This window comes from Micromonospora sp. NPDC048843, from assembly GCF_040649965.1.
Classification (GTDB): Bacteria; Actinomycetota; Actinomycetes; order Mycobacteriales; family Micromonosporaceae; genus Micromonospora; species Micromonospora hortensis.
On the sequence record NZ_JBEZGJ010000168.1, the window covers coordinates 3719 to 16129 of the forward strand.

General features: G+C 70.1%; 10 protein-coding genes. 9 read left to right on the plus strand and 1 reads right to left on the minus strand.

Annotated features, from left to right (window positions below; translation table 11 throughout):
- Positions 1 to 160 precede the first annotated feature (160 nt).
- From panC to AB0C20_RS29185, 6 genes are all read left to right on the plus strand, one after another.
- Positions 161 to 1009 carry a pantoate--beta-alanine ligase gene (gene panC, locus AB0C20_RS29160; protein ID WP_357569139.1) on the plus strand — a complete coding sequence of 283 codons (849 nt, stop codon included), beginning with the start codon at positions 161 to 163 and terminating at the stop codon, positions 1007 to 1009.
- A gap of 43 nt (positions 1010 to 1052) precedes the next feature.
- Complete coding sequence (panD, locus tag AB0C20_RS29165) at positions 1053 to 1481, plus strand: aspartate 1-decarboxylase (protein WP_112674301.1); 429 nt, start codon at positions 1053 to 1055, stop codon at positions 1479 to 1481.
- 96 nt (positions 1482 to 1577) lie between these two features.
- Positions 1578 to 2474, plus strand: a complete 897-nt coding sequence (locus AB0C20_RS29170) for a septum formation family protein (protein ID WP_357569140.1) — start codon at positions 1578 to 1580, stop codon at positions 2472 to 2474.
- Between the two features lie 108 nt (positions 2475 to 2582).
- Positions 2583 to 4280 (plus strand): L-aspartate oxidase, encoded by a 1698-nt coding sequence (locus AB0C20_RS29175; protein WP_357183451.1) that lies wholly within the window; start codon positions 2583 to 2585, stop codon positions 4278 to 4280.
- Positions 4281 to 4333: 53 nt separating this feature from the next.
- A complete protein-coding gene (gene nadC, locus AB0C20_RS29180; protein ID WP_357183453.1) occupies positions 4334 to 5230 on the plus strand; it encodes a carboxylating nicotinate-nucleotide diphosphorylase in 897 nt (298 codons plus the stop codon).
- A 17-nt stretch (positions 5231 to 5247) separates the two neighbouring features.
- On the plus strand, positions 5248 to 6006 hold the full coding sequence (locus AB0C20_RS29185) for a type III pantothenate kinase (RefSeq protein ID WP_357183456.1): 759 nt from the start codon (positions 5248 to 5250) through the stop codon (positions 6004 to 6006).
- Positions 6007 to 6041: 35 nt separating this feature from the next.
- Here AB0C20_RS29185 and AB0C20_RS29190 read toward each other — a convergent pair whose 3' ends face one another.
- Positions 6042 to 6782, minus strand: a complete 741-nt coding sequence (locus AB0C20_RS29190) for a class I SAM-dependent methyltransferase (protein ID WP_357569141.1) — start codon at positions 6780 to 6782, stop codon at positions 6042 to 6044.
- An 87-nt stretch (positions 6783 to 6869) separates the two neighbouring features.
- Here AB0C20_RS29190 and lysS point away from each other — a divergent pair, with 87 nt between their 5' ends.
- The 3 genes from lysS to AB0C20_RS29205 all read left to right on the plus strand — a co-directional run bounded on the left by lysS (position 6870) and on the right by AB0C20_RS29205 (position 11916).
- Positions 6870 to 8378 carry a lysine--tRNA ligase gene (gene lysS / locus AB0C20_RS29195; protein WP_357183462.1) on the plus strand — a complete coding sequence of 503 codons (1509 nt, stop codon included), beginning with the start codon at positions 6870 to 6872 and terminating at the stop codon, positions 8376 to 8378.
- 112 nt (positions 8379 to 8490) lie between these two features.
- Positions 8491 to 8835 (plus strand): Lsr2 family protein, encoded by a 345-nt coding sequence (locus AB0C20_RS29200; protein WP_036392792.1) that lies wholly within the window; start codon positions 8491 to 8493, stop codon positions 8833 to 8835.
- Positions 8836 to 9372: 537 nt separating this feature from the next.
- Positions 9373 to 11916 (plus strand): ATP-dependent Clp protease ATP-binding subunit, encoded by a 2544-nt coding sequence (locus AB0C20_RS29205; protein WP_238687015.1) that lies wholly within the window; start codon positions 9373 to 9375, stop codon positions 11914 to 11916.
- Positions 11917 to 12411 lie beyond the last annotated feature (495 nt).

The following is a 12411-nucleotide window of genomic DNA, read 5'->3' on the forward strand; positions in this document are numbered from 1 at the left end:
GCCGATCTTGCGAGCCCCGCAGTCGCGAACCGAGGTGTCGCTGTGAGCGTGAGGAGTGAGCCGATCTTGCGAGCCCCGCAGTCGCGAACCGAGGTGTCGCTGTGAGCGTGAGGAGTGAGCCGATCTTGCGAGCCCCGCAGTCGCGAACCGAGGTGCAGCTGTGACCCAGGTCGTGCACTCGCGCGCCGAGTTGGCCGAGGCCCGGGCCGGGCTGAAGGGCACCGTCGGGGTGGTGATGACAATGGGCGCGCTGCACTCCGGGCACGAGACGTTGCTGCGCGCGGCCCGGGAACAGGCCGACCACGTGCTGGTTACGGTCTTCGTGAACCCGTTGCAGTTCGGGCCGAACGAGGACTTCGACCGCTACCCGCGCACCCTCGACGCCGACCTTGAGGTGTGCCGGCGGGCGGGCGCCGACCTGGTCTTCGCCCCGTCGGTGGCGGACATGTACCCGGACGGTCAGCCCCGCGTACGCCTCGATCCGGGCCCGCTCGGCGCCGAGTTGGAGGGGGCGAGCCGCCCCGGCTTCTTCCACGGGGTGCTCACAGTGGTGCTGAAGCTGCTCCAGCTCACCCGGCCGGACCTGACCTTCTTCGGCGAGAAGGACTACCAGCAGCTCACCCTGGTCCGGCGGATGACCCGCGACCTGGACGTGCCGGTCGAGGTGGTCGGCGTGCCGACGGTCCGGGAGCCGGACGGGTTGGCCCTCTCCAGCCGCAACCGCTACCTGAGCGAGCCGGAGCGGGCCGCCGCGCTGAGTCTGTCCGCCGCGCTGCGGGCCGGGGCGCAAGCCGCCGACGACGGCCTGGACGCGGGCGCGGTGCTGACCGCCGCGCACGCCGCGTTCGGCGCCGGTACGCCCGGTGCCCGCCTCGACTACCTGGTGCTCACCGATCCCGAGTTGGAACCGGGGCCGGTGGCCGGGCCGGCCCGGCTGGTGATCGCCGCCTGGGTGGGCGCCACCCGGTTGATCGACAACGCGGCGATCCACCTCGCCCCGCGTCCCTGACCCGGCCGTACCACCCCCACCGATACCGCGAAAGGCCACTTCGATGTTGCGGACCATGCTCAAGTCGAAGATCCACCGAGCCACTGTGACCCAGGCCGACCTGCACTACGTCGGATCGGTGACTGTGGACGAGGATCTGCTCGACGCCGCCGACCTGCTCCCCGGCGAGCAGGTGGCGATCGTGGACATCACCAATGGCGCCCGGCTGGAGACGTACGTGATTCCGGGCGAGCGGGGCAGTGGCGTGATCGGCATCAACGGCGCCGCCGCGCACCTGGTGCACCCCGGTGACCTGGTCATCCTGATCTCGTACGGGCAGATGGACGACGCCGAGGCCCGGACCTACAGGCCACGTGTCGTGCACGTCGACGCCGACAACCGGGTGATCGAGTTGGGTGCCGACCCGGCTGCGGCGGCGCCTGGCACGGCCGGGAACCCGGTGCCCAGCCCGTTGGCCGTGTCCGGAGTCTGATCCCGCGTACCGCGATTCCGGTCTGTTACCGGAAGGTCATTTCCGGTTACCCTGGGCGCGCTGGCGGAAGCCGGTCGGTGGCTGGGGGAGGCCGCGATGAGCCGTGCCAGAACGACCCTGTTCGCCGCTGCCGTGACGGCAGTGCTGCTGGTGGGCTGTGCCGGGTCCGGTGGCCTGGACGGTGATCTGACCGACGATTGGGCGGCATTGCCGGCACCGTCGGCGTTCACTCCGGCCGCCGGTGTGTGTCACGCCGCCGACTTCACCGATCTGGTCAGTCTGGCCAGCTATGAGCCGGTGGACTGCGCCGGGCCGCACCGCCTGGAGACCGTGCATGTCGGGGCTTTCCCGGCCGAGCGGACGGCCGCTCCGGCGGGTGGTTCGGTCGAGTTGCGGGGTGCGTTCGCCGAGTGCGACACCCGGGCGACCGGCTACGTGGGTGACGACTGGCGGTCCGGCCGGCTGCGGCTGTCAGTGGCGCTGCCCAACGGGCCGGGCTGGGCGGCGGGTTCCCGGTGGTTCCGCTGCGACCTCACCGAGCTGACCACCGTCGAGGCGGCGGCCACAGTTGTGGTTCGGTCGGGCAGTCTGCGGGACGCGTTGAAGGGGCCCACCGGGCTGCGCCTCGGTTGCCAGCAGACCCGCGGTGGCGCCGGCCGTGGTGTGCAGACGCTGACTCCGGTTGAGTGCGGCAAACAGCACGACGCCGAGTTCGTCGGGGTGTGGCGCGCACCGGACGTGGCGTATCCGACCCGGGACGCCGACTGGCTGCCGCTCTACACGGGCTGTCGTAGCGTCCTGGCCCGTTACGCGAGCGTGCCGGACGACGCCAAGCTGCGCTTCCGCAGCGGTGTGGTGGTCCGTCCGCCGGGGGCGGGGCGCTGGAAGGTCGGTGATCGGGGCGTCCGCTGTTACCTGTGGCTCAGCGACCGTACGGTGACCGCCTCGCTGAAGGGCGCGGGCCCGGCTGGTCTGCCGGTCCGGACGAAGTGACCACCGCCTGACGGTCGGCGCGGCGCGGCGCGCGCCGGACGGGGTCGCCCAAAACACTCGTCCCGCCCCCGCCGCCCCGGGCGAGGATGGTTCGGGTTGACTGGGGGGATGGACCTCCCGACCGTCGACCTGCCTGCCCTGCCCGCGCTGCTGGCCGCGCCCGCGCCCGGCTGGGTGGAGACCACCGACGTGATCGTGGTGGGCTCCGGCGTGGCCGGGTTGACCGCGGCGCTGCACCTGCGTGAGGCCGGCCTGCACGTCACTGTGGTCACCAAGGTCAACATCGACGACGGCTCGACGCGGTGGGCCCAGGGCGGCATCGCCGCAGTGCTCGACCCGGCCGACACCCCGGCGGCGCATGCCCGGGACACCGAGGTCGCCGGGGTCGGGCTGTGCGACCCGGCGGCGGTCCGGGTGCTGGTCGAGGAGGGCCCGACCCGGCTCCGTGAGCTGATGCGGATTGGCGCCGAGTTCGATCGGCACCCGGACGGCTCGCTGATGCTGACCCGCGAGGGCGGGCACCGGGCGGACCGGATCGTGCACGCCGGCGGCGACGCCACCGGCGCGGAGGTGCAGCGGGCCCTGCACGCCGCGGTGCAGCGCGACCCGTGGATCCGGCTGGTCGAGCACGCCCTCGTGCTGGATCTCCTGCGGGCGCCCGGCGACGGCCCGGATGGGCTGGGCCCGGCCTGCGGGATCACCCTGCACGTGTTGGGTGAGGGCAGCGAGGACGGCGTCGGCGCGCTGCTGGCCCGTGCCGTGGTGCTCGCCACCGGAGGCATGGGGCAGATCTTCTCGGCCACCACCAACCCGGCGGTCTCCACAGGGGACGGGGTGGCGCTGGCGCTGCGGGCCGGCGCGGCGGTGACCGACGTGGAGTTCGTCCAGTTCCACCCGACCGCCCTGATCACCCCGTCCGGCGCGGGGGTGCCCGGGGCGGGGCACGCGCAGCAGCCGCTGGTCTCGGAGGCGTTGCGCGGCGAGGGCGCGTACCTGGTGGACGCGGACGGCAAGAGGTTCATGGTGGGCCAGCACGAGTTGGCGGAGCTGGCACCCCGGGACGTGGTCGCCAAGGGCATCCACCGGGTGCTGCTGGCCACCGGCGCGGATCACGTCTTCCTCGACGCACGGCACCTGGGCGGCGACTTCCTGGCCGGTCGGTTCCCCACCATCGTGGCGTCCTGCCTGGCGATCGGCGTGGACCCGGCGACCGATCTGATCCCGGTCGCGCCGGCCGCCCACTACGCCTCCGGCGGGGTCCGGACCGATCTGCGCGGCCGTACCTCCATCCCCGGCCTGTACGCCTGCGGCGAGGTCGCCTGCACTGGTGTGCACGGCGCGAACCGGCTGGCCAGCAACTCGCTGCTGGAGGGCCTGGTCTTCTCCCGGCGGATCGCCGAGGACATCGCTGCCGGCCTGCCGGAGCAGGCCCAGCCGGCGGAGACCGGCGCCTGGCGCGGCGGGACGGGCTGGGTACTGCCCGCGGAGGTGACGCCGACCCTGCAACGGGCGATGACCCGGGGGGCCGGGGTGCTCCGATCCGCGGCGACGCTGGCCGGGACGGCCGGGACGTTGACCGAGCTGGGCGTTGCCCGGGGCCGGCCGCGGACCGCCGACTGGGAGGCGACGAACCTGCTCACCGTGGCGTCGACGCTGGTTGCCGCCGCGTACGCCCGTGGTGAGACCCGTGGCTGCCACTGGCGGGAGGACTTCCCGACGGCCGACGAACGGTGGCTGGGCCATCTGGTCGGGGCGGTCGGGGCGCAGGGCCGGGTGACGCAACGGTGGGAGGGAAATTCACAGTGAGCGCGAGGAGTGAGCCGGTCTTGCGAGCCCCGCAGTCGCGAACGGAGATGGCAATGATCGAGTCGACGGAGACGGCGTTGCGGGCGGCGGGATTGGATCCGGCGCACGTCCGGCAGGTGATCGAGGGCGCGCTGGTCGAGGATCTGGGCCCGGATTTCCTGGACGTCACGAGCGTGGCCACCATTCCGGCGGAACAGACCGACACCGCCGACCTGGTGGCCCGCGCGGACGGGGTGGTGGCCGGGATGGCGGTGGCCGCCGCCGTGTTCGAGCTGGTGGGCGAGGTGACTGGCTTCGGTCGTACCGTCGAGGTGTCGGTGCTGGCCCGCGACGGCGAGCGGGTGGCCCGCGGCGACGTGCTGGCGACGGTGACCGGCCCGACCCGGCTGCTGCTGACGGCCGAGCGGACGGCACTCAACCTGCTCTGCCGGATGTCCGGGGTGGCCACCCACACCCGCGCCTGGGCGGACGCGCTGGCCGGCTCGAAGGCGATGGTGCTGGACACCCGCAAGACGACGCCGGGCCTGCGGGCGCTGGAGAAGTACGCGGTGCGGGCCGGCGGTGGCACCAACAAGCGGATGGGCCTCTACGACGTGGCCATGATCAAGGACAACCACAAGCTGGCGGCCGGGGGCATCACTGCGGCCTACCGGCGGGTCCGGGAGGCGTTCCCGGAGGTGCCGGTGCAGGTCGAGGTCACCACTGTCGACGAGGCCGTGGAGGCGGTGGAGGCCGGTGCGGACTTCCTGCTCTGCGACAACATGACACCGGAGGTGCTGGCCGAGGCGGTGGCCGCGGTGGGTGACCGGGCGGAGTTGGAGGCGACCGGCGGGCTGACCCTGGAGGTGGCCGGCCGGTACGCGGCCACCGGGGTGGACTTCCTCTCGGTGGGCGCGCTGACGCACTCGTCGCCGATCCTGGACATCGCGCTGGACCTGCGCGCCGACTAGTTGTCTAGGCTGCGTGCGTGCTGCTCTGCATCGACATCGGAAACACCAACACCGTGCTGGCGACCTTCGACGGCGACAAGCTGGTGCACTCCTGGCGGATCAAGACCGATGCCCGCTCGACGGCGGACGAGCTGGGCCTGATGTTCCGGGGTCTGCTCGCCGGGGACAACGTCGAGATCACCGGTGTGGCCGCCTGCTCCACGGTGCCGGCCGCGCTGCGGTCGCTGCGCACCATGCTCAGTCGTTACTACGCCGACCTGCCGAGCGTCGTGGTCGAGCCGGGCGTGCGGACCGGGGTGCAGTTGGCGATCGACAACCCGAAGGAGGTCGGCGCCGACCGGGTGGTGAACACCCTTGCCGCGTACACCCTCTACGGCGGCCCGTCGATCGTTGTGGACTTCGGCACCACCACCAACTTCGACGTGATCAGCGACCGCGGTGAGTTCCTCGGTGGCGCGTTCGCCCCGGGCATCGAGATCTCCTTCGACGCGCTGGCGGCCCGGGCCGCGCAGCTGCGCAAGGTAGAGGCCACCAAGCCCCGCTCGGTGATCGGCAAGAACACCGTGGAGTGCCTCCAGGCCGGCCTGTACTTCGGCTTCGCCGGGCAGGTGGACCGGATCGTCGAGCGGATGACCGAGGAGTTGGGCGAGGTGCGGGCGGTGATCGCCACCGGCGGCCTCGCCTCCCTGGTGATCAACGAGTGTCGCAGCATCACCCACCACGAACCGATGATCACGCTGATCGGTCTGCGGATGGTCTACGACCGCAACCTGTGACCCGGCCGCCGTCGCTGCCGGCCTCCGTGCGGGCGTCAGCGCCGCCGGGCGCGAAGCACCAGCGTCCGGTACGGCAGCTCGATGGTGTCCAGGCCAGCCAGGGCGGGGTGGGTGGTCAGGAGTTCGGTCAGCTCCCGCTCGACCCGCCGCTGATCGTCGGTGGAGGCGGTGAGCCAGTACGAGCGGGTGCGGACCATGCCGAGCAACTCGTCCGGTGTGAGCGTGGTGCGGTGCGTGAACTCGCGCTTCTCGACGGCATCGAAGGCGGGGCCGAAGTCGGGGTGCTCGCCGAAGAGCTGGCTTGTCGACTTGTCCCCGAAGTGGGCGATGCGACCCAGCTCGGCCACCCAGTCGACGCTGCCGTCCCGGATGTTCCAGATGGGGGCGAAGGTGCCGCCGGGGCGGAGCACCCGGGCGATCTCGGCGTGCGCGGGCTCCCTGTCGAACCAGTGGTACGCCGTCCCGACCAGCACCGCGTCCGCCGCCGAGTCGGGCAGCGGCATGGCCTCGGCGCTGCCCGCCAGGGCCGTCGTGCCCGGGGTGCTGGCGGCGAGCTGCGCCCGCATCCCCGAATCGGGCTCGACAGGTAAGACCTCGTGACCCAGTGCCAGCACAGCGCGGGTCAGGATGCCGGTGCCCGCGGCGAGGTCGACCACCCGGGCTTCGCTCAGCCCGTCGAGCGCCCAACGGACGGCAGCCTCGGGATAACGTGGTCGAAACCGGTCGTAATCGTTCGCGGCGGCACCGAACGACAGTGCGTGAGTGTGATCGACCATGACGGGCAGGTTATCCCGTAACGGCCTCCGGACCGCTTGAGTACGCTCGGGCCTGACCCCTGTATCTCCGTGACGAGGAAGCGTGCCGTGACCGAGCAGAACCCCGTGCCAGTGGACCCCGCCGACGACCTTCCCGAGCAGATGAAGGTCCGCCGGGAGAAGCGGGACCGGATGCTCGCCGAGGGCGTCGAGCCCTACCCGGTCGGCTTCCCCCGCACCACCACCCTGGCGCAGGTCCGGGCGAACTACGCCGACCTGCCCACCGACACCGCCACCGGCGACCAGGTCGCGGTCACCGGCCGGGTGATCTTCGTACGCAACACGGGCAAGCTCTGCTTCGCGACCCTCCGCGACGGCGACGGCACCGAGTTGCAGGCGATGCTCTCCCTGGACCGGGTCGGGCCGGAGCGGCTGGAGGCGTGGAAGCGCCTCGTCGACCTCGGCGACCACGTCGGCGTCACCGGCGAGGTGATCACCAGCCGTCGGGGTGAACTGTCGGTGCTGGCCCAGCAGTGGGAGATGACCGCCAAGGCGCTGCGACCGTTGCCAGTGGCTCACAAGCCCCTCTCCGAGGAGGCGCGCGTCCGGCAGCGTTACGTCGACCTGATCGTCCGGCCGCAGGCGCGGGAGATGGTGCGCACCCGGGCCGCAGCGGTACGCAGTCTGCGCGATTCGTTGCACGGGCAGGGCTTCATCGAGGTGGAAACGCCGATGTTGCAACTGCTGCATGGCGGCGCGGCGGCCAGACCGTTCGTGACCCACAGCAATGCGTTGAACACCGATCTGTATCTGCGAATCGCTCCGGAACTGTTTCTCAAGCGCGCTGTGGTCGGCGGCGTCGACCGCGTCTTCGAGATCAACCGTAACTTCCGTAATGAGGGTGTCGACTCTTCGCACTCGCCGGAGTTCGCGATGCTGGAGACGTACCAGGCGTACGGCGACTACGACACGATCGGCGAGCTGACCCGCAATCTCGTGCAACAGGCCGCGATCGCGGTCAGCGGCTCGACGGTGGTGACCCATGCCGACGGGCGCGAGTTCGACCTGGGTGGCGAGTGGCGGTCCGTGACGTTGTTCGGTGTGCTTTCCGAAGCGCTGGGCGAGGAGGTCACGGTCCGTACCGAACGGTCCCGTCTGGTGGAGTACGCGGACAAGGTGGGATTGGCCGTGGACCCGAAGTGGGGCCCGGGCAAGCTGGCCGAGGAACTGTTCGAGGAACTGGTCGTCCCCGGCCTGGAGGCGCCCACCTTCGTGCGGGACTACCCGGAGGAGACCAGCCCGCTGACCCGGGCGCACCGCAGCGAGCCGGGGCTGGCCGAGAAGTGGGACCTGTACGTGCTCGGCTTCGAGCTGGGCACCGGGTACTCCGAGCTGGTCGACCCGATCGTGCAGCGCGAGCGACTGGTCGCCCAGGCCCAGTTGGCCGCCCGTGGCGACGACGAGGCGATGCGGCTCGACGAGGACTTTCTTCGGGCGATGGAGTATGGAATGCCGCCGTCCGGCGGTATGGGAATGGGAATCGACCGGCTCTTGATGGCCCTGACCGGCCTCGGAATTCGGGAAACGATCCTCTTCCCGTTGGTCCGCCAGGAGTAGTCCCGGCCCGGTGTACGCCGAGCCGTAACCGGATCCTATTGACGCGACGAGCGGCGCGCGGGTTATTGTGCTCTCGTTAGCAGGAGCACCCTGCTCGAAAGGAATGTGGGACGTGGCCAAGCAGATCATTCACAAGCTGGTCGATGACCTGGACGGCGGGGACGCGGACGAGACCGTCAAGTTCGCCCTCGACGGCGTTCAGTACGAGATCGACCTGTCGAGCGCCAACGCCGCGAAATTGCGCGATGCATTTGCGTCGTACGTGGGCGCCGGCACCAAGGTCGGCCGGGGCGGTGTCGTGATCGGTGGGCGGGCTGCCCGCGGTCGGGGTGGCGCGACTGCCGATCGGGAACAGAACAAGGCGATCCGGGAGTGGGCCAAGAAGGCCGGCAAGGACATCTCGGACCGGGGTCGTATCCCGCAGGAGATCGTGGACGAGTTCCACGCGAAGCGCTGATCCGTCAGCACATTGGTGGCCAGCCGCCACCGCAGGCGACACCGACGCCGGGCCGGAGGAGTTCTCCGGGCCGGCGTCGCCGTATCCGGGCGAGGTCGTCGTGCCCGTTCGGGGTGGTGTCTCGTGCCCGTTCGGGGCCGGGAAGCATTCCGGGCCCACCGACGTTGTCCACAACCAGTGGAACAGCTATCCACAGCCTGTGGAAAACGTCCCCCAGGGGCCCGGCGCGGCACTCGTCGCGACCGCCGGTCCGCCCTCCAGGGCCTCCCGGAGCGCTTCCGGACCCCGGATCGGGCTTCCGTCGAGCCAGTCGGATTTCGCTCTGCGCGTAGCGACAGGGCTACCGGAACACCTCCTGAGCGCGGACGGTTGTTCAAAACGACGTGCAACCGACCCAGAGCAGAGACACACGACCTCAGCTGAGTCGGTCAGCGACGATAGAGTAAGGAGGCACGGACGCCCGTCCTGGACGTTCGTGCACCGGCCCCGCCAAGATCTTGACCATCAAGGCGCACGGCACGTGAGGAGCACGAGGGCATGTTCGAGCGGTTCACCGACCGAGCGCGACGGGTTGTCGTCCTGGCCCAAGAAGAGGCCCGGATGCTCAACCACAACTACATCGGTACGGAACACATCCTGCTGGGCCTGATCCACGAAGGTGAAGGCGTCGCGGCAAAGGCCCTGGAGAGCCTCGGCATCTCCCTGGAGGGCGTCCGCCAGCAGGTCGAGGAGATCATCGGCCAGGGCCAGCAGGCGCCGAGCGGGCACATCCCGTTCACGCCGCGGGCCAAGAAGGTGCTGGAGCTGTCGCTGCGCGAGGCGCTGCAGCTCGGCCACAACTACATCGGCACTGAGCACATCCTGCTCGGGCTGATCCGTGAGGGCGAGGGCGTCGCCGCCCAGGTGCTGGTCAAGCTCGGCGCCGACCTCAACCGGGTCCGCCAGCAGGTGATCCAGCTGCTTTCCGGCTACCAGGGCAAGGAGCCTGCCGCGGCGGGCGCCGCGCCGGGTGAGGCCGCGCCGTCGACCAGCCTGGTGCTGGACCAGTTCGGCCGCAACCTGACTCAGGCCGCCCGCGAGGGCAAGCTCGACCCGGTCATCGGGCGCGAGAAGGAAATCGAGCGGGTCATGCAGGTGCTCTCCCGCCGTACCAAGAACAACCCGGTCCTGATCGGTGAGCCCGGCGTCGGCAAGACCGCCGTGGTGGAGGGCCTGTCCCAGAAGATCATCAAGGGCGAGGTGCCCGAGACCCTCAAGGACAAGCAGCTCTACACGCTCGACCTGGGCGCGCTCGTCGCCGGTTCCCGCTACCGCGGTGACTTCGAGGAGCGCCTCAAGAAGGTGCTCAAGGAGATCCGCACCCGCGGCGACATCATCCTGTTCATCGACGAGATCCACACCCTGGTGGGTGCGGGTGCCGCCGAGGGCGCGATCGACGCCGCCAGCATCCTCAAGCCGATGCTGGCCCGTGGTGAGCTGCAGACCATCGGTGCCACCACGCTCGACGAGTACCGCAAGCACCTGGAGAAGGACGCCGCTCTCGAGCGCCGCTTCCAGCCGATCCAGGTGGGTGAGCCGTCGCTGGCCCACACCATCGAGATCCTCAAGGGCCTGCGGGACCGCTACGAGGCCCACCACCGCGTCTCGATCACGGATGCCGCTCTCGTGGCTGCCGCGACCCTGGCCGACCGGTACATCTCCGACCGCTTCCTCCCGGACAAGGCGATCGACCTGATCGACGAGGCCGGTGCCCGGATGCGGATCCGTCGGATGACCGCGCCGCCAGACCTGCGTGACTTCGACGAGCGCATCGCCCAGGTGCGTCGCGACAAGGAGTCCGCGATCGACGCGCAGGACTTCGAGCGCGCCGCCCAGTTGCGCGACAAGGAGAAGCAGCTCCTCGGGCAGAAGGCTCAGCGGGAGAAGGAGTGGAAGGCCGGTGACCTGGACGTCGTCAGCGAGGTTGACGACGAGCAGATCGCCGAGGTGCTCGGCAACTGGACTGGCATCCCGGTCTACAAGCTGACCGAGGAGGAGACCTCGCGCCTGCTGCGCATGGAGGACGAGCTGCACAAGCGCGTCATCGGCCAGGAGGACGCGGTCAAGGCGGTCTCGAAGGCGATCCGGCGTACCCGGGCCGGCCTGAAGGACCCGAAGCGCCCGTCGGGCTCGTTCATCTTCGCCGGCCCGTCCGGTGTCGGTAAGACCGAGCTGTCCAAGGCGCTCGCCGAGTTCCTCTTCGGCAGCGAGGACTCCCTCATCCAGCTGGACATGTCCGAGTTCCACGACCGTTACACGGTCTCCCGGCTCGTGGGTGCCCCTCCCGGCTACGTCGGCTACGACGAGGGCGGGCAGCTGACCGAGAAGGTGCGGCGTCGGCCGTTCTCGGTGGTCCTCTTCGACGAGATCGAGAAGGCCCACCCGGACGTGTTCAACACGCTCCTGCAGATCCTCGAAGACGGTCGGCTCACCGACGGTCAGGGTCGGATCGTGGACTTCAAGAACACGGTCATCATCCTGACCACCAACCTGGGCACCCGTGACGTCGCCAAGGCGGTGTCGCTGGGCTTCCAGCAGTCGGAGGACTCCGAGTCCAACTACGACCGGATGAAGCAGAAGGTCAACGACGAGCTCAAGCAGCACTTCCGGCCTGAGTTCCTCAACCGGATCGACGACACCATCGTCTTCCACCAGCTGCGCCAGACCGAGATCCTCTCGATCGTGGACATCATGATCCAGCGGATCGAGGGCCAGCTGCGGAACAAGGACATGGGTCTGGAGCTGACCGACAACGCCAAGAAGTACCTGGCCGCGAAGGGCTTCGACCCGGTGCTCGGTGCCCGTCCGCTTCGTCGCACGATCCAGCGCGACATCGAGGACAACCTCTCCGAGCGGATCCTGTTCAACGAGCTGACCCCAGGTCAGATCGTCGTGGTGGACTGCGAGGGCGACCCGGACGACATCGACAATTCCAAGCTCGTCTTCCGGGGCTCGGACAAGCCGGTCGAAGTTCCGGACGCCGTCCCGGCCGATCTCGGTGGCACTGCCGCTGGCACTGCCGCTGCGGGCGTGGACGAGTAACACAACCAGCAAGGGGCGGGGCCCCGGTGGCGCAAGCCTCCGGGGCCCCGCCTTTTTGTGCCCCCCTCAGGTCACCCCCGCCGTCCCCACTCGTGCCCTCCCGGCCAGCCTCTGCGTCGCAGCTGCCCGACGCACCCCGACGCACCCCGCCCGCACCCCGGCGTGCCCCGCCCGCACCCCGCATTCCGCCCGCATGCGGGCGCTCTCACGCTGCCGCGCCCCGCAAGATCTCCACAACATCAGGGAAAATGCTGCCTCGCGGCGTCCGGAGGCAGCACTTTCCCTGATGTTGTGAGGCGTATCAGTGGGGCAGGGTGGTGAGCTTGCCGGCGGCCTCGCTCTCCGTTGGGCCTCCGCCCGCAAGATCGCGCAACATCGTGGATGTAGTGGCATCCGGCGCGGGCGGTTTCAAGCGGCTGTTGCGACTAGGTGTTTGTGGAGTACCTCGGCTGGATTCTGCCAGTCGAGGGTTTGGCGTGGTCGTCCGTTGAGTTC